Origin of the sequence: Paenibacillus sp. FSL K6-0276 (assembly GCF_037977235.1) — a bacterium.
GTDB lineage: Bacteria > Bacillota > Bacilli > Paenibacillales > Paenibacillaceae > Paenibacillus_AQ.
On sequence record NZ_CP150276.1, the window covers coordinates 1716956 to 1740615 of the forward strand.

Here is a 23660-nt window from a genome sequence, read left to right on the forward strand (position 1 = left end):
GAAAATTCATGATAGTAAGGTTAAATACATAGTGTCTAATGAACATGTTCCATCTTAAGATGGAACTTTTTTGGGTAAATATCCAAAGTTTGTGAAACCAATGACCTACTTTGTTCGTTTAAAGTATTATGACAGTCCTGAAAGAAGACAGGAGGAAGTAATTATGCAAACGCTGTATTTAGGCTGCTTGGCGCTAGGCGTCATTTTTGCCATAGTCAGCGTCCTGGTGGGGGATGTGATCGGAAATGCCCTGCATGGGGTCTTTGATTTCGTATCCGTAGATTTTCTGAATCCCACCGTACTAGCAGGAGGAGTAACCGTGTTTGGTGGAGCGGGCATTCTTCTTACCCGTTACAGCAACTTGGAAGCTGGGGCCATCGCTGCTTTGTCTTTGTTAACCGCTGCTTTTTTGGGTGTGCTTATGTATTTAGGAGTGGTTAAGCCCATGGACAAGAGTGAAATGTCGAATGGTTTCTCTATGAGTGAACTGCCCGGCAAAATCGGGGAAGTCACAGTTCCTGTTCCTGCTAAGGGTTATGGTGAAATAATGGTGAAGTTTGGTGCAGGCAATAGCCTGCATACGGCAGCAAGCTTTGATCATGAGCTACTCCCGGCAGGCGTTAAGGTTGTTGTAGTGGAAGTTAGAGAAGGCGTTGCAATGGTGTCAGAATTTGAGGAGAGAAGAGGAGAGGATCTTTAATGTTCGGTATTCCTGATTATTTGTTAATTCCAGCTGTTGTCGTCGCTGTTCTGTTTGTGCTAGGGATCGCATTCTGGGCACGTTACAAAACTGTAGGACCAGATGAAGGGATGATCGTAACCGGTTCCTTTTTAGGGAACAATCATATTTCAGACGATGGTTCTGGACGTAAAATAAAGATTGTTCGCGGGGGCGGGGCGTTTATCCTCCCAGTATTTCAGAAGGCTGAATTTATGTCACTTCTTTCTCATAAACTCGATGTGACAACTCCGGAAGTATATACCGAGCAAGGTGTACCGGTAATTGCAGACGGTGTTGCGATTATTAAGGTGGGAAGCTCCACTGAAGATGTGGCAACAGCCGCAGAGCAGTTCATGGGTAAACCCATTGAGGCGCTGAAGAGCGAGGCTCAAGAGGTGCTTGAGGGTCACTTGCGGGCAATACTCGGTTCGATGACTGTTGAAGAAGTATACCGTAACCGTGATCGTTTTGCGCAAGAGGTTCAAGGTGTGGCGGCACGTGATCTTAAGAAAATGGGTCTGCAAATTGTTTCCTTCACCATCAAGGATGTACGAGACAAACATGGATATCTGGAAGCGCTAGGTAAACCGCGAATTGCTGCGGTGAAGCGGGATGCAGAAATCGCTGAAGCAGAAGCTTTGCGGGATGCGAGAATTCAAAAGGCGAACGCAGAAGAGCAAGGGCAAAAAGCAGAGCTGCTGCGGGATACAAATATCGCCGAAGCCTCCAAGGATAATCAGCTTAAGGTGGCTGCATTTAAACGGGATCAGGATACCGCGAAGGCGGAAGCTGATCAGGCTTACCATATTCAAGAGGCACGTGCGAAGCAGACCGTTGTTGAAGAGCAGATGAAGGTTGAACTGGTACGTAAGGAACGTGAAATCGATCTGCAAGCTAAAGAAATTCAGGTTCGCGAGAAGCAGTATGATGCGGAAGTGAAGAAAAAAGCGGAGGCGGATCGTTACGCGGTAGAGCAAGCGGCGGAAGCTGATAAGGCGAAGAGAATGCGCGAGGCTGATGCGTTGCAGTACAGTATCGAAACTCAGGCAAAAGCTACTGCGGAGCAGAAGCGCCTTGAAGGTCAGGCGATGGCGGATGCAGAACTGGCCAAAGGTACAGCGGATGCCGAAGTTATCCGGTTGCGTGGTCTTGCGGAAGCAGAAGCCAAAGAGAAGCTGGCGGAAGCCTTCCAGAAATTCGGCGAAGCAGCGGTGCTTGATATTATCGTCAAAATGCTGCCAGATTTGGCTGGACAAATTGCGAAGCCACTGGCATCCATTGATAAGCTTACCGTTGTAGATACCGGTAATGGTGAAGGTGCGGCACGTGTCAGCAACTATGTAACTCAGCTGATGTCTACTGCCCCTGAGATGCTGAAGAGCGTCTCTGGTATTGACGTGGAGGCCCTAATTAAAGGGCTGACGACCAAATCCTCAGGGGCATCTGGAAGTAAGGCAGTTCCAGTCGCACCCGCAGCAGCTTCCCTACAACCTCCAGCAGCATCGGGGGGAGCGAGTAAAGCTTCAACTTTTGTAGCTGAGCAACCTGAAGAATAAATAACGAAATCCACATAGATTCATTTCACTTAAGGTATGTCCGGTGAATACTCCCGGCCATACCCTATGTTTTATTTCTGAGCTTGAGAATAGGAGAGGTGCACGAGCTTGCAGCTGATTTTAGATAATATCCATAAGAGCTTTGATGGTAAACAGGTAATTAAAGGTGCAGACTTTACCTTTGAAAAAGGAAAGATATACGGTCTGCTCGGACGGAATGGAGCAGGTAAAACCTCACTTTTCAATTGTCTGAGTGGAGAGATCCAAATGGATAGCGGCGCTGCTTTTATTGGTGAGAAAGATTGTACCCATCCGCTTCGTGAAGAGGACATCGGATATGTGTTTTCTCTGCCCATTTTGCCTGAATTTCTGACAGGTTATGAGTTCGTAAAGTTTTATATGGACATTAACCGTGAAAAGATCGATCCGAAGAAAAGCATTGAAGATTATTTTTCCATTATTAAGTTTCAAGAAGAAGATCGACACCGACTGATCAAGGGTTATTCCCACGGGATGAAGAATAAAATTCAAATGCTCTGCTTTATCATTACTCGACCGCCCTTGATTTTGCTGGATGAGCCGTTAACCTCTTTTGATGTTGTTGTGGCTCTTGAGATCAAGAAGCTGCTACGTGAGATGAAGCAGGATCACATCATTATTTTTTCAACGCATATTTTGCAATTAGCCGCCGATTTATGTGACGAGCTGGTTATTTTAAATCATGGAACCCTTCAAGAAATTCCACGTGAGACCCTGCAAAGTCCGGAATTTGAGGAGCAGATTATAGCTTTACTACAGGATGGCAACAATGATTAGGACACTTCGCAGCATTCAGAGGATTCGAGGTTCGTCTGGAGCCAATCGGCTAATTTACTATTTCAAAAAGCTACCTGTTCTTGGCAAACTTTTAAAAGATGATATCTACTCCAATGTTGCACTTAAACAAGTCTTCGCTGGGATTGTACTTGTACTGAAGGTATTGTGGGGATTTTTAAATAAGTTCGCCTACTTGGGTATAGTGGTATATTTGCCAATTGTCCTTACAAACAAAGAATTGCCGCTCGCCGAACAGTATGCGTTGTTCTTACATATCTTTGTAGTTCTGAGTTTTATAGTAGCTGCGGTCTCGAATGTATTTATTTTGGAGCCCAAACGGGATAAATACATATGTGTGAAGCTGATGAGAATTCCGGCTAAGCAGTATATGCATGCTACGCTTTTGCTTAAAGGCCTGACGTTCTTTATATATTTCTTACCGGCTTTAACCGTCTTTGTGGGAATTTTTGGAGCACCACTGTGGCATGGAGTATGGCTTACACTACTGTTAACTGCCTGGAGAATAGTCACTGAGGCGCTGAATCTTTGGTTTTTTGACAAAAAAGGAATTGTGTTAGTCAAAAAGTTGGGCTGGGTATGGTCCGTGATTGGACTAGGTTGTCTACTTGCCTATGTGCCTCTATATCTAGGGTATTCTTTTGTAAATGATGCGATAGGACTTAGTGTCCCAGTGAGCTTTGTAATTGTAATTCTTGGTGGGATTGCAGGTGTGTATATTGGGAAATATCCTAACTATCGCAGCGCTGTAGATGTCGTTACCAAGATAGATGATCCACTGCTGGATATGAGCCGGATGATGAAAGAGGCAAGGGTGGCAGAAGTTCAGACCAAGGAGAAGGACTTTTCGCCGGAACAACTAAAGGATCAACAATTTCAAGGAAAGTCAGGATACGCCTACTTGAATGCTATTTTTTTCTCCAGACATAAACGCTTGTTAATTCAACCCATCCAGAGACGTGTGACAATCATTGGTGTGCTCTTTATAGTGGCAGTCCTAATTATGTTCATTTCTCCAGAGACTTTCTCCAAGTTAACGACATATTTGCTCGGTGGACTACCCTTTTTCGTATTTATTATGAACTACACCTCTATAGGTGAGCGAGTGTGCAAAGCGATGTTTTACAATTGTGATCTAAGCTTATTGCGCTATGGATTCTATCGTGAACAAGCTTCAACTCTGGACAATTTTAAGATACGTCTTATTAAATTGAGTGGACTAAATCTTATTCCTGCTTTCGCCATTTGTATAGCATGTACCTTTCTGTTGCTACTCTCTGGAGAAGAATGGGGATTGGTGGATGCGGTGATCTTTTGGGTAACGATTCTTTGTCTTTCTTTGTTCTTTTCGGTGCATCACTTGTTCATGTATTATATTTTTCAACCGTACAGCACGGAGCTTAATATGAAGAATCCATTCTTTTTTATCATCAACAGCATTGTATTGGGACTCAGTGTGGCTTGTATCGGAATCTCAAGTACATCCTCATTTTTTTCGTTAATTGTTCTTGCGGGAACTATTGCTTATATGGTTATCGCTGTGACAATGGTCTACAAGTTCTCCAGCAGAACCTTTCGGGTAAAATAGAACGCAGAGTGTTCTTCTAAAATCGGATTGTTGGTGATATGATGGTAGCGAATAGTTTCATTTAATCGTACCGTTTCATGTTGCGTTTGCTGCTTGGAAGTCAGGTGTTAGAGATAAAAGAGGTGGCAAATATGAGTAGCATAACAGTAGCAAAGGTGTTAAATAACAACGTTATCATTGCCCAGCATCCCCAATATTCCGAGGTTGTAGTTATTGGTAAAGGGATAGGGTTTAATCGAAAACGGCATGACAAGATTAATCTAGCCTCCGTGGAGAAGATGTTTATTCTTCGCAGCCAGGAAGAGCAGGAACAATATAAACAGCTTATTCCCCAAGTGGACGAGAAGTTGATTGAGATCGTACATGAAATTTTGTTATATATTATGCATAGCAGTCGTCAGCCGCTTAATGAGCATGTTCACATTGCCCTTACTGATCATATCTCATTTGCTATACGGCGTTATGAACAAGATATCCCAATTCATAACCCGTTTCTGTATGAGACTAAAGAGATTTATCCTGAAGAATATAAGATGGCAGAGTATGCGATTAAGCGGATCAATGAAGGCATGGGTGTGGAATTGCCCGTAGATGAAGTTGGTTTTGTGGCTCTTCATATCGTTAGTGCGCTTAGTAATAGACAGATTTCCGAGGTCAGGCAGCATTCCCTTTTAATTGGGGATTTGATCGGAATCGTAGAGAATAATCTGGAATATCGAATCCCGCGTGATTCACTTGATTATTCGCGATTGGTGACCCATTTACGATTCGTTCTAGAAAGACTGCGCCGTGGAGAATCGGTAAGAGAGACTTCTACGCTGGATGGCCTCATGAAGCGAGAGTATCCCGAAATGTATACATTGGCATGGCAATTAACTAAGGTTATCGAAAACCGAGTGCGAATTCCTGTGTATCCAGCAGAAGTAAGCTATTTGACGATCCATTTACAGCGTCTTGCTCAGAAGAAAGAGGATGAAATGGATATGGATACGAATGATAAAGCTGAATAAAAATGTCCACTATGCAGGTAATCAATGATTCACATAAAAAAAGCTTGTCACTTCTAAAAAACGGTGCTACAATATCCGTGTCTTAATTAAAACAGAATACCAAGCGTGTAACTGATTCGATCAGGCATGAGTGATTTACAGTATTTTGGTTGCTAGACCCCATCTTGGGGTAATCTAACCTTAGAGTTAGAAAACAACCTTCATACTGTGTTGCTCATGCCTTTTTTGGCGTCTGTTTTACTGAGAAATCCGATTAATGAAAGGAAGTGACCATGATGTTCAAAAAGCTGTTCGGCGTTTTACAAAGAGTTGGTAAAGCGCTAATGCTCCCAGTAGCCATACTGCCAGCTGCCGGTCTGCTCCTTGGAATAGGAAACATGCTGGTAAATCCCGACTTTCTACAATACGTTCCAGCACTGCAGAACGATGTGGTTCAGGCAATTGCCAACGTATTGATGAACTCAGGGCAAATTGTATTTGATAATCTATCCTTACTATTTGCCGTGGGTGTTGCGATCGGTTTATCCGGGGGTGAGGGTGTTGCTGGTCTAGCCGCTATTATCGGTTTCCTCGTGATGAATGTTACGATGGGTACTGTAATTGGCGTCAATGATTATGTCCTGAGCCAAGGCGATTTTTCCTATGCTAGTGTCTTAGGAATTCCAACACTGCAAACAGGGGTGTTTGGAGGTATACTCGTCGGTATATTGGCTTCGTCCATGTACAAGCGATTCTTCAAAATTGAGCTTCCATCCTATCTGGGCTTCTTCGCAGGTAAACGTTTCGTTCCGATCATGACTGCGGTAACGGCTTTGATTCTCGGTCTGGTATTGACCTTGGTTTGGCCGCCAATCCAGCACGGTCTGAACTATATATCACAAAGTATGATTGATACGAATAAAACGCTCGCTGCGTTTATCTTCGGAATGGTCGAACGCTCGTTGATTCCTTTTGGTCTGCATCACATTTTCTATTCTCCGTTCTGGTATGAATTTGGTACCTACGTAGATAAAGCCGGAGAATTGGTACGCGGTGACCAACGGATCTTCATGCAGCAGCTTCGTGATGGCGTAGAATTCACAGCAGGGACATTTACAACAGGTAAGTATCCGTTCATGATGTTTGGTCTTCCAGCAGCAGCTTTGGCCATCTACCATGAAGCTAAACCTCATAATAAAAAGATTGTCGGAGGTTTGATGCTTTCCGCAGCATTGACTTCGTTCCTGACAGGGATCACTGAACCACTCGAATTCTCATTCCTGTTCGTGGCTCCATTGTTGTTCGCTGTACATTGTGTGTTTGCTGGTTTGTCCTTTATGACCATGCATATCCTTAATGTCAAGATCGGTATGACATTCTCGGGGGGCTTTATCGATTACGTGCTCTTTGGTATCATTCCGAACCGTACGGCTTGGTGGCTCGTAATTCCAGTAGGGCTTGCCCTTGCCTTAATTTACTACTTTGGATTCCGCTTTGTTATTCGGAAGTTCAATCTGATGACACCGGGTCGTGAAGAAGATACGGATGAAACCGAAGATACGAACACAGAATCAATTTCTAAAACTGGTGATGATCTACCTCGGAACATCTTGTCCGCGTTGGGTGGTAAAGAGAACATCATTCATCTTGATGCTTGTATTACTCGCCTTCGTGTTGAGGTTAAGGATAAATCAGGTGTGGATAAGAATCGTCTTAAGAAGCTAGGTGCATCAGGCGTGCTCGAAGTGGGTAATAACGTTCAAGCGATCTTCGGCACACGTTCGGACACCATAAAATCGCAGATGCAAGATGTAATTAGCGGGAAGACACCTGCACCAACACCGGTAGCGGCTGCGCCACAGCCTGAAGAAGAAAAGCAGGCGGGTGAAGCTGGTGAAGCGATTATCAAGGAAGATATTGTCTCCCCGGTAAATGGTGAACTAGTGGATATCACTGAGGTTCCTGATGCGGTATTCTCTCAAAAAATGACGGGTGACGGTTTTGCTTTCCTGTCCGATGATGGGAAGATTGCTTCACCGGTCTACGGTAAAGTATTCAACGTATTCCCGAGCAAGCATGCCATCGGTATTATGTCCGATGGAGGCAAGGAAGTGCTCGTTCATATCGGGGTCAATACAGTTAAGCTTAAAGGTCAAGGCTTTACGGTTCTTGTCGAAGAGGGCGACCTTATAGCTGCTGGACAGCCGATTATGGAAGTGGATTTGGAATATGTAAAAGCACATGCACCATCTGTAATGTCTCCTGTTATCTTCTCTAATTTGCCGGAAGGCTCTTCCGTAACATTGAAGAAGCCAGGCAAGGTATCTATTGGGGATAAGGATATTATTACAATCCAGTAAAAGTGCAAGGGCTAACGCTTCCTTTAAACATTAAAGGAAGCGTTAGCCTTCACGATAAATTAATTAAAAAATATTCTATTAAAAGAAAGCGAGTTGGATAATATTATGCAAACAACATTCAGAATTATCGATGAAGATGGAATTCACGCACGTCCGGCAACAGCCTTGGTAAATACAGCTACGAAATTCAAAGGTACAGAAGCTTATGCAGAAGCTAAAGGCAAAAAAGTAACTTTAAAATCCATTCTTGGAGTATTGTCTCTGGGTCTTGAAGCTGGAGACACTTTGTCTCTGATTACTGAAGGTAGCGAAGAAGCTGAAGCTCTAAAGGCACTACAAGAAGTAATGATTAAAGAAGGGCTAGGGGAAATCCATGAATAAAATTTCAGGAATCGCGGCTTCAGCAGGGATTGCAGTAGCCCGTGCTTTTATCCTGAAACATCCGGATTATACAATTACGAAGACTAGTATCAGTGATCCTGAAGCGGAAGTCGCCAAGTTGAATGACGCACTCTCGAAATCAAGTGCCGAATTGCAAACCATTAAAGAGCGTACTTTAGCAGAACTAGGAGAGAAGAAGGCAGAGATTTTTGCATCCCATCTCCTAATTCTTGAGGACCCTGAGCTGATCAATCCTGTAATTGATAAAATTCGTCAGGAATCGGTTAACGCGGACTATGCACTAAACGAAGTAGCTACACAATTCATTGAAATGTTCGAAAACATGAAGAGTGCTTACTTACAGGAACGTGCTGCTGACATGCGTGATGTGACCAAACGCCTGCTGAACCACTTGCTGGGTATCCATTATGTTAGTCCTGCAGAGATCAGTGAAGAGGTTATTGTTATCGCTGAGGATTTGACTCCATCTGACACAGCACAGCTAAATCGCAAGTTCGTTAAAGGATTCACAACAAACATTGGTGGACGTACGTCCCACTCAGCGATTATGGCACGCTCTTTGGAAATTCCGGCGGTTGTTGGAACTAAGAATGTGATGTCAGTAGTGAATTCTGGCGATCTAGTGATTGTCGATGGTCTGAACGGAGACGTTCTTATTAATCCTAGTGAAGCAGAAGTGGCAGAGTACGTCCGCAAGCAGGAAGCTTACGACTTGCAAATTGCGGAATGGAAGAAACTTCGTGATAAACCAACGATTTCTGCAGACGGTAAACATGTGGAGCTGGCTGCCAATATCGGTACACCAAACGATGTCAATGGTGTAATTGAGAATGGTGGCGAAGGTGTAGGTTTGTATCGTACTGAGTTTCTATACATGGGCCGCGATAAGCTGCCTTCTGAGGAAATTCAATATAACGCCTACCGCACTGTGCTTGAGAATATGAAAGGCAAACCGGTAGTAGTACGTACGCTTGATATCGGTGGCGATAAAGAGCTTCCATATCTGGACCTTCCAAAGGAAATGAACCCTTTCTTAGGATTCCGTGCGATTCGTCTTTGTCTAGATCGTCAGGATATTTTCCGTACTCAACTGCGTGCTTTACTAAGAGCAAGTGTTCATGGGGATCTTCGCATTATGTTTCCTATGATTGCAACACTTGGTGAATTCCGCGCAGCCCGCGATCTTCTACTTGAAGAGAAAGCAAAGCTGCGTGAAGAAGGCAAGGAAGTCTCTGACAACATTCAGCTCGGCATAATGGTTGAGATTCCATCCACTGCTGTACTGGCTGACCAGTTTGCGAAGGAAGTTGATTTCTTCAGTATTGGTACGAATGATCTTATTCAATATACAATGGCTGCTGATCGTATGAATGAACAGGTTTCTTACCTGTATCAGCCTTACAATCCGGCCATCCTTCGTTTGGTCAAGAACGTAATTGATGCAGCGCATGCAGAGGGTAAATGGACGGGAATGTGCGGTGAAATGGCTGGGGACGCAACAGCGATTCCACTCTTGCTAGGTCTTGGTCTTGATGAATTCAGTATGAGTGCAACGTCAATTCTGCCAGCACGTAGTCAAATTTCTAAATTGTCGGCTGCCGACATGAAGGAACTGGCTGCAAAAGCACTGCAACTTGGCACTGCTGAAGAAGTAGCTGCACTTGTTCAAAGCATCACTAATTAATTATTTACGTATGCATTACTCCGTTTAAGCGTTTCATAGCTTTCCAACTACTATTACCGACTTCCGATGTTTGGAGGTCGGTTTTTTTTGTGTTTACAACCTAAATTAACTTCTTAAATTGGCTTATGTTCATACGTGAGCGTTATACTTATTTTAGAATAGCTGCGTTCACTTTATATTTGTTTTATTGTACAGATGTCTATTCCGATAGTAATAGTGATGAGTATAAAGTCAGCAAGGAACCCAAACCTGTAAGTATCTCTTACATATAATAGTAAGGATCCATAGAAAGTTTATACTCCATAATCGACTTGCAGAGCTGTGCAAGTATTAATACGAAGAAAAATGGTAATATTTGGGCTTATAAGCATCCCTACAAGTTAGACAGGGAGCCATAGGATGGTGTTAATTCATGAGTAAAAATTATATACATGCGGAATTAATGTTGGAGGTATATGAAGGTAAAGACCTGGGCTTGACCTACTCAGTGGAGTACAGTGTATTTAAAGTCTGGGCACCTACGGCCTTTGCTGTGTCTCTAGTACTGTACGAAACAGATGGAAATCAACTTAACATTGGAATAGATCCGAGCTCTACTGATAGTGGACGTATTATATATATGCAGCGACAGAATGGCGGAATCTGGCAGACTAAGTTATCAGGTGATTTGAAAGGGAAATATTATATGTACCGCGCTGTATATGCTAATGGAAATGTGGCGGAAGTAGTAGATCCCTATGCCACAGCAGTATCGGCAAATGGTTTAAGAACAGCAATCGTTGATTTGCGTGGTACCCATCCTGAGCATTGGGATAAGGACGTTGCTCCCCCATTGCAGCATCCTGCAGACGCTGTTATTTACGAGCTTCATGTGCGGGACTTCTCCTCACATGAGAGCTCTGGCATGCACTATAAAGGTACATTCAAAGCATTTACCGAATTTGGATTAAGGGATTCGGAAGGAAATACAATAGGTATTGATCATCTGGCTGAACTAGGTATCACCCATATACATCTGATGCCTGTGTTCGATTTCCAGACCGTAGATGAGTTAAGTGTAATTAAGCGCGGTTCGTCAAATGAACATACAGACTACAATTGGGGTTATGACCCCCAGCATTATAACGTACCGGAAGGATCCTATAGCACAAATCCTGCCGATCCAGAGCTGCGAATTCGCGAATTTAAAGAGATGGTTCAGGCCTTGCACAGTCGTGGGATATCGGTGATTATGGATGTAGTATACAATCATACGTATGCTGTGGAGAATGGCCCCTTCGAGCCGCTTGTGCCTGATTATTTCTATCGCCGTGACTTTTTGGGGCGTTTATCTAATGGCTCGGGAGTTGGTAATGAGCTAGCTACAGAGCGTCCGATGGTACGCAAATATATTAAGGATTCGTTGTCCTACTGGGCTTCGGAGTATCATATTGATGGCTTCAGGTTTGATCTTATGGGTCTGATGGACAGTGTTACCATGCGGGAAATTACGGAGGAGCTTCGACTTGAGGTGAATCCTAATTTGCTGTTATATGGAGAACCTTGGACAGGAGGAGACTCTCCACTGGCAACGAAGACGCTAAAAGGTGTACAGCGGGGTAAGGGATATGCTGTATTCAACGATAACTTTCGCTTTGCGATCAAAGGAGATAGTGATGGTTCAGGAAGGGGCTTCATTACAGGAGAATACGGTAAAGAAGGGGCTATTGCAGCTGGAATCAAAGGAGCCATACACGAATTTACGGACTCCCCTGTAGAATCTGTGAACTATGTAACCGCCCATGACAATTTGAATTTATGGGATAAAGTGCTTACCGTTCAAGGGGGATTTCAGGAGGCGAACTTCCCCGTTATGGACAACGGAAGATTTACGGATAATGGAAGCCTAGAAGATGCCGTTGCACGGGCTAATCCTTACGTGAATGTAGACCTAGGGAATATTCTCAGCAATGAAACTGTGCGCCGTTCCCTGCTTGCTAACGGAATCATCCTGACATCGCAAGGGATTCCATTCTTGCACGCCGGTGATGAGCTCCTGCGCAGTAAATTTGGAGATCATAATAGCTATCGTAGCGGTGACACGATCAATGCGATCCGTTGGAATATGAAGAGTGTATTTAAGCCTGTATTTCAATATTATAAAGGTCTGATCGAACTGCGACGTACACACCCGGCATTTCGTCTACATGGTCGGCAGGAAATTGAGCGTTCGCTAGAATTTCTACGCTGCGATGGTGGTATAGTGTCATATCTGCTTAGAAATCATGCAGGAGGCGACCTATGGAACAACATAACGGTCATCTTCAACGCTAATAAAGATCGAATAAGGTTGTCTCTTCCTGAAGCTTCTAACGCTTGGAATATGGTAGTGGATCATACCCGAGCGGGGACAGAGGCATTCCGAAAGATCGCAGGCAACGAGGTAGAGATAGAAGGTTTGTCGATGATGGTGCTCTATGATGAATGCGGCGAGCCAGCACCACGGTCCAAAATCATCGAAGTACACTATGAACGGCCAGATGGAAATTATCAGGGCTGGAATCTTTGGGTTTGGGATACAGGGATTCAGGATGGACAATGCGATTTTCGGTATATGGAGGATGGGCGTGCAGTTGCACGAATTGAGGTGTTGCCAGATACCGATTCTATCGGGTATATATTACGACTTAACGACTGGGAAGAGAAAGATGGGGATGGCGATCGTTTCATTGATTGTTCCAAGGATGACAAGATTATTAAGGTCATGGTTATAGATCGTGATCAGGAGAATGATGGGATCTCAGATGATCATCTACAGTTAACCAGTTAAAAGTATATAAGGAGCTGCTTCAGGGTTAGTTATACCCCGGAACAGCTCTTTTTGTTGTTCTTATGGTTTTCCGATGGTTTGGTTTGATAACCCTACATCTAAAAGCTCGTAGTAAAGATTAGCTTCATTCCCTCCATGGTCTTTGGAAAGGTACATCGCTAGATCGGCGGCACGCAGAAGTTCATTAATACTGCTTCCATGCTCAGGAAATAGAGCTACGCCAATACTTGCAGAGGTGTGGAAGCTAGATCCATTGTCAATAGACCAAGATTTGTTGAATAACTTAAGCAACCGCTGTAGCATTTCATCTAACATTTCTGGAGAGGTGAATCGGTGCAGTACCACCGCGAATTCATCACCACCAATTCGGAATGCCTGACCTACACCTTTGACCGTTTGCAAAAGCTCTCGAGAGAGCAGCTGGAGAAATTCGTCTCCAGCCAGATGTCCTAAGGTATCGTTTAGCTGCTTGAATCTGTCACAATCCAGCAGTGCGAGTGCAATATTCTTTCTCCGTTCCTCCGGTTGGTTGATGAGATTCTCCATGTACATTTTGAAATGAGCCCGGTTGGGGATCGCGGTTAAGTGATCATAGAAGGCTAGCTTATGTAATCGTTCTTCGTATTGCTTCCGTTGTGTAATTTCACGGGACACTAACATAAATTGCGCTGGGAAATTATTACTTCCTCGAACAGGTGACACCTTCGTTTCCAGCCATACCCATTGCCCTTCAGCTCCACGCATTCGTAGTTCTGAGATACGAGGGGTTCCCTGAACGACACTCTTTAGTTTAGCCCAAGCAATCTCCGGTTCACGAATGTAGTTGGATAGTGGGTCACCCTTTTTAGGAACATAGCCGAGAATACTTGAATGTGAAGGGGAGCTATACAGGATCAACCCGTTAGGATCAGTCAATATAATAAAGTCAGACATAGTTTCACCGATTAGCTGATAGAGTGTTTGTTCCTCCAGCATTTCATTCTTGAGCCAAATGATTTTTCGTCCAAGATAAATAATAACTAGAAGCAGTATAAAGAAGACCAGTGAGTATAGCGCAAAGAGCATACTCTTTTTATCTTGGAACCCATCTGTTACTTGCAAGGCGTATTTGTCTATCAGGTCTTCTGATTGATCTAGATGAGTTCTAACTTCATTTAGCTGCATGTTCAGGTTTACAGCATGATATGAAGCGGTGTCCCATGCGATCTGCATCCGTTCAGTTATCAATGCATCCCCTGTGCTCTTCCATATGACTAAGGACGTTTCGAAGGCATGGAGCTTGTTCTCTAATTCAGTAAGTATACTATTTGCTTGCTTCATATCACTGTAGGGTTTGTTGATAGATTTGATGTCTGAACTCGCTAGACTTACCCGTTCTTCTGCTTGTTGATTATTGTCCTTAAATTCCTGAATGAACTGATCACGTTCAGCTTCTGTGAGGTTTGAGCTCATTGAGGAGTGGAGGGCGATTGCGGCTTGATACAGATCACGATCAGCGCTTAGTATGAGCTCAGAGTTCTCAAATACATCTTCATATAAAGAATCTGACATTCTGTTAATGGTGTGATTTAAATAGAGTAAAGAAGCTACACTAATCCCAACCAGAAGAATGGAGATCGCAGCGAAAATAAAGATTAGTTTGCGAGTTACTTTGATATCGAAAAATCCAGCCACGGTCATCTTCTCCCCGCATAAGATGTTTAACAAATCTTATTGCTGCTAACGTATAACCTGCGGAACTTCCATCTGTGGCAGGTGTGTTTTATATTCAGGCAAAGATGTTGAGAGTGATTAAGTAAAAAAAAGAGGTGTTTTAACATAGTGGGAAATGAGGCATGGGAAAGATAAATTGTGTGTGGATCGCAGTTTGTTGTACAACAAGTATATAGGACGTCCTACTTATAGAGCAATCGCTTCCTCAAATAAATATCATTAATAAAAAAATTAAAATGATTATGGTATGGGCCTATTGCCTTATCTATATTCAAATTCATAAATCCTATTACCCAACTCCTTCGTAAATGATATCCAGCTCAGCCCCTAAAAAAAGCTGCCCAGTCATATAATGACTTTGACAGCTGACTTTGAAGTGATTATTCGTTACGTAGTAGCGCTTTTCAACTGCGTCTCGACGGTATTGCTGCTGATCGTAAGCTTCTTGACGACGTTGCTGGCTACGACAAGATCAGGTGTGGTAGCGGCGGAATCTTCTCCAGCAAATTGCAGAGTCATATTGTCTGTCTTCATATAAGAGGGGATTTCCGTCATGTAGTAGATCGTCTTTTTTTCCTGTGGCTGTACTTTGTAGTTGCAGCTCGCATCATCGAGCGTCAGTTCAAATACAGATCCTCCTGCGGATGCGAGGTATCCCTTAAGTTCAGTATCACTGAGCACTTTGCTTCCTTGATTGGTTAAGCTCACACCTACTTTGGCATATACCTTACCGTTATATTTGTAAATTTGTAGACTTTCCGTTTTGGTTATAACAGGGAGGTTATTTAGGGTGATCTTTTTACTCTGCCCTCTAGCGACGGCTTGTGAAAAAGCTGCTGGAAGTGTGAAGGTCCCCAACCTCTTTTGATAATTGCTGGTACTACTGAAATCCCAACCGAATAATGAAATCGTAACCCCATTTAAAGATGTGGATTTACCGACGTTTACGTAATAGGTTACAGACTGACTGCTTTTGGAGGCTATGGATTTGATGGTTGCACTGCTAGTTACTGGGCTTCCTTGGATAACCGTTCCTCCGGTAGTAGTTACCTTAGAGAGATAGTCCACAAGATTGATACTGCTATCGCTCCCATTGTAATAGCTGAGTGTGTATGTAAGAAAATTGCCGCTATCCTGAGTCAAAAAGCCAACATCGCTCAGCTTCACGCTAAAGCTACTCTTCAAAGCTATAGAGCCGAGTTTATCCAGAGTGGATACGGTGGTGGTTGTGGCTGTTTTGGCAGATGAAGTAGTCGTTGATGCCGCGTATGCTCCGTACGCTCCGTACGCTGTAGCTTGACTCAGAACTGCTGCGCTAAGCATGATCACAGCTGCTTTTGTTCTTCGTGCGTGCATGTAATTCCCTCCCTATATAAAGTCCTAGTTCTATGAAGGTTTTATGATTGAGTACAACCGTGCCCTCTTAGTAATGGAAATTATCAAGTTCCGCTGAACGTTAGCTGAAAAAAAGTCCACAAAACGGCTCTGAACCTCAAAGCCAGCTTAAAGCGAGATAAAAATCACCCTAACCGTCCTTATAAGGACGCCGAAGGCGTTTATGCTTGAGCTTGTCAAAACGACAGATTTTGCATATAATAAATAGACATATCTCTTGCATAAAAGAGATACCTGACAATTAGATTGAATTGTGAAATGCAGTGATGGAGAAGAGTACACAGTGCCTGACTTACAGGGAGGAGACGCCGGTGATTGAGAGCGTTTCTAAGAAACAGAGCTGTCGAAGTTCACTCCGGAGCAGTTCCTTGAATTCCTTAAGATTGCCTTGTAAGGATGAGTAGGGGAAACCGGTCGCAGACCGTTATTTCTGTGTAAAGTGAGATAGGTATCTGTCCAGCCAAAAGAGGGAATGAAGCTCTTAAGGGGAACAGATCAGCTTATCTAACAAGGGTGGTACCACGGTCTTTTCGTCCCTTACCGGGAGGAAAGGCCTTTTTTTGTTGAACTAGACAATGATTGAAGGGGGCTGTACACGGCCATGAAAGAGAAGTTGGAAGCATTGAAGGTTGAGGCGCTGGCTAAGTTGCAGGAGGTTATGGATCCACAGGTTCTGAATGACCTAAGAGTGAAATATCTCGGTAAAAAAGGCGAGCTTACAGAAGTTCTACGTGGTATGGGAGGACTTAGTGCTGAGGAGCGTCCGGTTATCGGGCAAGTAGCGAATCAGGTGCGTAGTGCCATTGAGGAGATTATTGGAGCGAAGCAAGAGGCTTTTCAACAGCAAGAGACTCAGCAACGTCTGCAGGCTGAAAAAGTAGACGTAACCCTACCAGGTCGCCGCATGCAGCAAGGGGGCATTCACCCGCTTAGCAGAGTGGTTCAGGAAATCGAGGATATTTTCATTGGTATGGGCTACCGTGTAGCTGAAGGTCCGGAAGTGGAGACCGATTATTATAACTTTGAAGCACTAAATCTGCCTAAAAATCACCCGGCACGCGATATGCAAGATTCTTTCTATTTGACAGATGACCTGCTTATGCGCACTCAAACGTCTCCTGTACAGATTCGTACTATGCAGGCTATGCACGGCGAAGTTCCAGTTAAAATCATTTGCCCGGGGAAAGTATTCCGCCGCGATGATGACGATGCAACGCATTCCTTCCAGTTCCATCAAATCGAAGGTTTGGTTATCGGAAGCAACATTCGGATGAGTGATCTGAAAGGAACCTTGCAGCAATTCGTGCAAGAGATGTTTGGCCCGAATACAGGCATTCGTCTTCGTCCGAGCTTCTTCCCCTTCACCGAGCCAAGCGTTGAAGTTGACGTAAGCTGCTTCAAATGTGGCGGCGATGGCTGCAGACTATGTAAGCAAAGCGGATGGTTAGAAATCCTTGGCGCGGGCATGGTGCATCCAAATGTTCTGAAAATGGGTGGCTATGATCCTGCTAAGTATAGCGGCTTCGCATTCGGAATGGGTGTTGAGCGGATTGCTATGCTTAAATATGGCATCGATGACATCCGTCATTTCTATAACAACGATATGAGTTTTGTAAAGCAGTTCAAGGGCGTTTAGATTTTTGGTGGGCGAGCTGGATTACGGGTTAGGAGTAAGTAGCAATTGGGTTGCCGATCTTGCTTAATAAAAGACTATTTATAGAAGGAACGGAGAAAAATTTTGGAACTGTAGAAGCGTCAGCGTTCGCCTTTATCCTTGGATTTCTACCGCGAGAAGCGGTTTAAATCAGGAAATCTGAGGATAACAGCGATCGGAAGTCCAATATTTTTCGTAGTGACTGCTCTAAATAGGACGGGTATGAAGCTTTGATCGAGTAATCCTAATTTGTACTACTCCCACAGGAAGCAGATCGAACGGCAAGTAGATAAATACATCTGAAACATAAAGGAAGTGAGCGGACATGAAAGTATCAACCGGATGGTTGGCTGATTATACATCGATTGAAGGAGTAACCGCCGAAGAGCTAGCGGAGAAGATTACCGCTGCTGGCATTGAAATTGACGGAGTAGAGCGCCGCAATAAAGGGATTTCCGGCATCGTAACTGGCTATGTGAAATCAAAAGAAAAACATCCTGATGCAGATAAGCTGAATGTATGTATCGTGGATGCAGGCCAAGGTGAGGATCTACAAATCGTCTGTGGCGCAAAAAATGTGGATGCGGGACAAATCGTTCCTGTAGCACTTGTTGGCGCTAAGCTGCCAGGACTGGATATCAAAAAAGCGAAGCTACGTGGCGTTTTATCGCAAGGGATGATCTGCTCGGCTAAAGAATTGGGACTCAATGATAAATTGCTTCCTAAAGAGCAACAAGAAGGAATTCTTGTACTTCCTGAAGGCACGGAGATCGGTCAAGATATTTCGAAGGTGCTAGGTCTAAATGATGAAATTCTGGAATTTGATCTGACTCCGAACCGTTCAGATTGCCTAAGCATGATTGGTGCTGCTTATGAAGTGAGCGCGATTCTTGGACGCGACATCAAATTGCCTGATCCAGCGAGCGAAATGATTGAGATCAGCGGTTCAGCTGCTCATTCCATTTCCGTTAAGATTGAGAATGAAGAACTCTGCAGTCATTATGCAGTTCGTTATATCTCAGGCCTTAAGCCTGCAGCATCACCGCTGTGGATTCAGAATCGTCTGATGGCGGCAGGAATTCGTCCGATTAACAATATTGTGGACATCACCAACTACGTGATGCTCGAATACGGACAGCCGCTGCATGCTTTTGATGCGGACAAAATAGAAGGCGGAGAACTCGGCGTTCGTCTTGCTCATGAAGGTGAAGTCCTGACTACACTTGACGGTCAAGAGCGGAAGCTAGAGCCACATATGCTCGTTATCGCTGATGGAGCTAAAGCAGTAGGTCTGGCCGGAGTAATGGGCGGCCGGGATACGGAAGTTACTGCTGAGACGGTAAATCTCGTTCTGGAATCCGCTAAGTTTGATGGAGGAACTGTTCGTAAAACCTCGCGTCAACTGGGACTTCGCTCAGAAGCATCCCTTCGTTTCGAGAAAGAAGTGGATCCAAATGCAGTTATCCCTGCATTGAACCGCGCAGCAGTACTTATTGCGCGTTATGCTGGCGGATCTGTGCATGAAGGAATTGTGCAGGCAGGCACAGTCGCTGCTCCAGAGAAGGTCCTGACTTTGCCTTTGGAGAAGCTGAACCGTTATCTCGGAACAGATCTGTCCTTGCTAGAAGTGAAGACATTGTTTGGTCGTCTACATTTCAAATGCGGGGATACCGCACAAGGGCTGGTCGAAGTTCAGGTGCCAACTAGACGTGGCGATATCAGCTATGATGTTGATCTTATCGAAGAAATTGCTCGTCTGTACGGGTACGACAATATTCCAACGACTCTAATTGAAGGAGTTACAACGCCAGGCGCATTAACGCATAAGCAATCGCTCCGCCGTGAACTGCGTCGCCTGTTGTCACATGGCGGTTATCAGGAAGTGATGGGCTACTCCTTCATCCAGCCGGAACAAAGCAAAATGTTCCCTGAGTTATCGGAAGGCTCACAAGCGGTTAAATTGGCTATGCCAATGAGTGAAGAGCGCAGCGTATTGCGTACTAGCCTTTTGCCACAACTTTTGGATATTGCTAGCTACAATACCAACCGTCGTCAAAGTGATCTAGCGTTATTTGAGATCGGCAATGTCTTCTTCACAGATGAAGAGCAGTTGACTCGTCAGCCACGTGAACTGCCGGTGCTGGGGTTGTTGCTTAGCGGTAGCCTAACAGTGAAGCAATGGAACGTTTCTGCACAGCCTGTCGATTTCTTTGATTTGAAGGGTGCGCTGGAATCGGCATTTGCTTATTTGGGTCTTACAGACAGAATCATCTACGAGGGAGATAGTCCAGAAGGATATCATCCTGGACGTTCCGCGTCGGTATATTTACTCGGGGACGAGGGTCGTGTGAAGATTGGAACCATGGGACAGCTCCATCCGGATCTGCAAAGAGAGCTTGATCTAGTGGATACTTATGTAGCTGAGATTCTATTGCAGCCGCTGTATGATAACACGCAAAGCCGTCTGCAATATAATGAACTTCCACGTTTCCCAGGGATGGAACGGGATATTGCCGTGGTTGTGGATTCAGCTCTACCAGCAGGCGACCTGCTAGCTTCAATCCGTGCGAACGGAGGAACTTTACTGCAGTCCGTACAGGTATTCGACGTGTACACTGGTGGCAAGTTAGAGAGTGGAAAGAAGAGTATCGCGATCTCACTGCTGTATCGTCACGGTGAACATACATTGACAGATGAAGAGGTTGGAGAAGTGCATGATAAGCTATTATCGGCCCTTCAACAAACTTTTGGTGCAGAATTAAGAAAATAGCAGGAATTGTGTAAAGCCGCAGCGAATCCATTTAGAAACTGAGATTCGCTGCGGCTTTTTCTGGGTAGAGTGAAATGCGGAGGATATCAGCGAGAATCTATTGATTACAAGGGATTTTGCCAAATGCTTAAGAAAAAAGCTACAATAGAAACAGTAAGACTAGCTTAGAATCCGCACACATACAAAGGAGGGCACAACTGTGGCTATGGACCGGACACGTGTCGCCGTGGAGATATACGGAACTTCCTATAAACTCGTCGGAAGCAGCACTGAATATATGAAACAAGTGGCCCGTTATGTTGACGAACATATGCGCACGATTTCTAAATCACACAACAGACTGGATACGCCGCGTATAGCGGTGCTTGCAGCAGTACATATGGCGGAGCAGGCTATTCAGGTTCAGGATTTTAAAAATGAACTCAACATGATGACAGGTGAACGCAGTGAACTGCGATTGGAAGTATCTCGCCTGCTGGAGGTTCAGCGGGAGCGACAAGAAGAATATGAACGCCTTGAAGCGGCGGCTAAGGAAGAAGCTGAGCGACTGATTGCTGCGGTTGAAGAAGAGCGCAAGCGTCATCTGGAGATTCAGGAGAATGAGCGTAAAGTACATGCTAACCAGCTTCAGGAGGCAACCCAAGCGGCTGAAGCCGCACGAGAGAAGCTGGAAGAGGAGCTGCTTGCGCGTGAGCTGGAGCTGCAAGCACTGCGAGCAAGCTATGAGGCAGAACAGGTTGCTATTCGTGAGAGTCATCGAGAGGAACTAGCAAATGCAGAAGCCATCCGTCTACAGCAGTTGGAAGAGCAGAAGGTGGCGCATTTGCAAGAGCTGGAGAATACTCGTGAGACACTGACTAAGGAGAAGACAGATACCTTGTCTGCTCTGGAGCTTGAGTTAACCGAGACCAGGTCAACATTAGAGAAACAGCTTGAGGAAACCAAATCAACATTAGGTAAGGAACTCGAGGAGACTAAGTTAACACTGGGTAAGGAGCTTGAGAATACGACAACGAAGCTAGGCAAGGAACTGGCTGAAGAGCGGGAAGCTTTACAACGGGAGCTTGCTAAGAATAAGGAGCTTCGACAGTCGCAAGGTACTCAGGAACATAGACATAAGCAAAGTATTCAAGAGCTGGAGAAACAGCTGGCTGAGCTTCGTGGTGGAACAGGACAACTTCAGTCTAGACTCCGTGCGGCCGAAGCCAGTCTTAAGAGTGAACGAGATGCTCGTCAAACGCTGCTCGGACAATATGAAGCGGTGGTTAAACGTGAAGAGCAGCTCAGTGAGGAACTGCGTACTGCTACTGAGCTAGGCACGCTGTTGAATGATGAGCTGGAAGATTTGCGCCAGCGTTATCAGCTGTCTCAGAATGAAACATCAGAGCTGCGGAAGTCACTACAGGAAACGAGTGACAATCTGCACCGTGTTCAGGAAGAACTCGCTGGATCTATGGCGGAGGCAGCGAATTGCCAGGAGCTCTCGGATAAACGGATGGAAGATATTAGCGAACTGGAAATGAATCTACTGGAGACCGAGGAGAAATCCTTGGTACTTCAGAAAGAGATTGAGAACCTTCGTGGTCAAGCAGATGGATTAGTACAACAGTTAGATCGGGAAGTTCAGCTTCGTACGGATGCAGAACGTGAAACTGCAGCACTCCGTGAACAAGGTGGACAGGTTCAGAAGGAACTGTCTGCACTTCATGAACGCTATGAGGAACTGATCTCTCAATACGATGAAGTTCTGCAAGACGGAGAACGTCTGCAGGAAAGATATCAACTGCTGCAGGAAGAAGGCGAAGAGTCAGCTCGACGCTTAGAAGAATTGTCTGAAGCTAGCCTTGAAGCTGCTGCTACCGCTGCAGAACAGCAGGACGTACTTAGGGAGGCAGAGGCGTACGGAGCTTCTTGGAAGCATAAGTACGAGGAGTTATTCGAGCGGCAGCAGCAGTGGAGTGATTTGGAAGCGAAGTTGCGCGAAGAAATAGATATTTGGCAGCAGGAGGCCGGTGAGGCTGAGGCGAAGCAGGAATCTATTGAACGTGAACGCAGTGAGGTGCTTCAGCAGCTTGGTGAAGTCGGCGAGAACTATGAATTGGCCCAAGGACAACTTCGTCTGCTGCAGGCCCAGTTTGAGATGCATCAGAATGAGCTTCAGAAGATGACAGATGAGCACCGTAATCTTCAAGAGGAATATGCCAAGCTTCAGAACGAATATAATGAATGGATTCAACTGATCGAACAGGATAGTTGAATGTCGGATGCAAGAAAGAGGGCTGTACCTGATGAGTATAGAGATCTATTTCAGGTCAGCCCTCTTTGTTTAAAATATAAGAAAGTATAAGTTTCACACAATACTTTATGTCTTATATTTCTCACTTAAACGCTTACTGTCCTTATAGAGACGCCGAAGGCGTTTATGCTTGTGACCATAGATTAAATAAATAGCCGATCGTCAGGGCGATTCCCTAGCGATCGGCTATTTAATGATTCATCTATTCCACAATGATTTTTGCGTTCATGCCGCTATGTCCGGAACCGCACATAATCGAACAGGTCATTTCGAATGTGCCAGCTTCCTCTGGAACAATTACTTTCGAGGACTTTTTGCCTTTAAGCTGGAGTTCGAATTCAGGAACCAGAATGCCGTGATTGCCGCTATCGTTTTTAAATATAATTTTGACGGGCACACCTTTTTTTAAATGGTATTCTTCTTGATCAAAACTGTAATTTGTAGCTGTAATTATAAGTTCTGTCTCTGCTTCGATTTCCGGCTTCGATACATTACCATTGTTGCTTGCCGTATCATTGCTGCTGTTGCTGCAGGCAGTGAGAGCTAAAACAAACACAATTGATAGTAGAATTGCAACTCTCTTCATAATCTTTATCCCCTCCCAAGAAGTACAAGTACAGGAAAAAATGTGACAATTATGTAGACATCATAACTTAAAATTTAAGTAAGCGCTTTGATTAAATGTGAAAAATCCGTGAACGAGGGAGGTGTTCAAATTTTGTCGAAAATTGCAAAAAATTGATGTTGATATATTTTGGGTTTATTATAATGAAAAAGATCTATTAAATGATTAAATGGGGGATACAGATAATTACTAATAACGATGTGCTAAAAACAGAGATTTGGCACCGTAGAATTTTAAAAGGCTACTGGATCATTGTTATTCTTA

15 protein-coding genes and 1 other annotated feature are annotated in these 23660 nt (G+C 44.4%); of the genes, 12 read left to right on the forward strand and 3 right to left on the reverse strand.

Translation table 11 applies throughout. The annotated features are described in order from the left end of the window. The first annotated feature begins 163 nt into the window (after positions 1-163). The 9 genes from MHH52_RS07865 (at position 164) to pulA (ending at position 12943) form a co-directional block, all read left to right on the forward strand. Positions 164-700, forward strand: coding sequence for a protease (locus MHH52_RS07865; protein WP_313640843.1), 537 nt, complete (start codon positions 164-166; stop codon positions 698-700). Continuing rightward, complete coding sequence (locus MHH52_RS07870) at positions 700-2277, forward strand: flotillin family protein (RefSeq protein WP_340007749.1); 1578 nt, start codon at positions 700-702, stop codon at positions 2275-2277. Before MHH52_RS07865 ends, MHH52_RS07870 begins: the two co-directional genes overlap by 1 nt. Positions 2278-2385: 108 nt before the next feature. Beyond that, positions 2386-3093, forward strand: a complete 708-nt coding sequence (locus tag MHH52_RS07875) for an ABC transporter ATP-binding protein (protein WP_340007751.1) — start codon at positions 2386-2388, stop codon at positions 3091-3093. Then, positions 3077-4699, forward strand: a complete 1623-nt coding sequence (locus tag MHH52_RS07880) for a hypothetical protein (RefSeq protein WP_340007753.1) — start codon at positions 3077-3079, stop codon at positions 4697-4699. The genes MHH52_RS07875 and MHH52_RS07880 overlap by 17 nt, the downstream gene beginning before the upstream one ends. A 131-nt stretch (positions 4700-4830) precedes the next feature. Further along, on the forward strand, positions 4831-5709 hold the full coding sequence (locus MHH52_RS07885; protein WP_340007755.1) for a PRD domain-containing protein: 879 nt from the start codon (positions 4831-4833) through the stop codon (positions 5707-5709). A 275-nt stretch (positions 5710-5984) separates the two neighbouring features. Continuing rightward, positions 5985-8048, forward strand: coding sequence for a glucose-specific PTS transporter subunit IIBC (ptsG, locus tag MHH52_RS07890; RefSeq protein WP_340009539.1), 2064 nt, complete (start codon positions 5985-5987; stop codon positions 8046-8048). 105 nt (positions 8049-8153) lie between these two features. Further along, positions 8154-8429 (forward strand): HPr family phosphocarrier protein, encoded by a 276-nt coding sequence (locus MHH52_RS07895; RefSeq protein ID WP_313640837.1) that lies wholly within the window; start codon positions 8154-8156, stop codon positions 8427-8429. Continuing rightward, positions 8422-10134, forward strand: a complete 1713-nt coding sequence (gene ptsP / locus MHH52_RS07900) for a phosphoenolpyruvate--protein phosphotransferase (protein ID WP_340007757.1) — start codon at positions 8422-8424, stop codon at positions 10132-10134. The genes MHH52_RS07895 and ptsP overlap by 8 nt, the downstream gene beginning before the upstream one ends. A gap of 412 nt (positions 10135-10546) precedes the next feature. Further along, on the forward strand, positions 10547-12943 hold the full coding sequence (gene pulA / locus MHH52_RS07905) for a type I pullulanase (protein ID WP_340007759.1): 2397 nt from the start codon (positions 10547-10549) through the stop codon (positions 12941-12943). Between the two features lie 60 nt (positions 12944-13003). Here pulA and MHH52_RS07910 read toward each other — a convergent pair whose 3' ends face one another. Together MHH52_RS07910 and MHH52_RS07915 are read right to left on the reverse strand one after the other, a co-directional pair. After that, the gene (locus MHH52_RS07910) at positions 13004-14617 is read right to left on the reverse strand and encodes a diguanylate cyclase (protein WP_340007761.1); all 1614 of its coding nucleotides are present in this window, start codon (positions 14615-14617) and stop codon (positions 13004-13006) included. Positions 14618-15043: 426 nt separating this feature from the next. Continuing rightward, complete coding sequence (locus MHH52_RS07915) at positions 15044-16012, reverse strand: hypothetical protein (RefSeq protein ID WP_340007763.1); 969 nt, start codon at positions 16010-16012, stop codon at positions 15044-15046. A gap of 293 nt (positions 16013-16305) precedes the next feature. Further along, positions 16306-16592 (forward strand) — a binding site (T-box leader). A gap of 60 nt (positions 16593-16652) precedes the next feature. Here MHH52_RS07915 and pheS point away from each other — a divergent pair. The 3 genes from pheS to MHH52_RS07930 all read left to right on the forward strand — a co-directional run bounded on the left by pheS (position 16653) and on the right by MHH52_RS07930 (position 22732). Beyond that, positions 16653-17687, forward strand: coding sequence for a phenylalanine--tRNA ligase subunit alpha (gene pheS, locus MHH52_RS07920; protein ID WP_340007765.1), 1035 nt, complete (start codon positions 16653-16655; stop codon positions 17685-17687). Between the two features lie 343 nt (positions 17688-18030). After that, on the forward strand, positions 18031-20475 hold the full coding sequence (gene pheT / locus MHH52_RS07925; protein WP_340007767.1) for a phenylalanine--tRNA ligase subunit beta: 2445 nt from the start codon (positions 18031-18033) through the stop codon (positions 20473-20475). Positions 20476-20674: 199 nt separating this feature from the next. Then, positions 20675-22732: a hypothetical protein gene (locus MHH52_RS07930; RefSeq protein ID WP_340007769.1), complete on the forward strand. Its 2058-nt coding sequence runs from the start codon at positions 20675-20677 to the stop codon at positions 22730-22732. A 241-nt stretch (positions 22733-22973) separates the two neighbouring features. On the opposite strand, the gene MHH52_RS07935 is transcribed toward MHH52_RS07930, so the two are convergent. Beyond that, positions 22974-23357: a cupredoxin domain-containing protein gene (locus MHH52_RS07935; RefSeq protein WP_340007771.1), complete on the reverse strand. Its 384-nt coding sequence runs from the start codon at positions 23355-23357 to the stop codon at positions 22974-22976. Between the last annotated feature and the right edge of the window lie 303 nt (positions 23358-23660).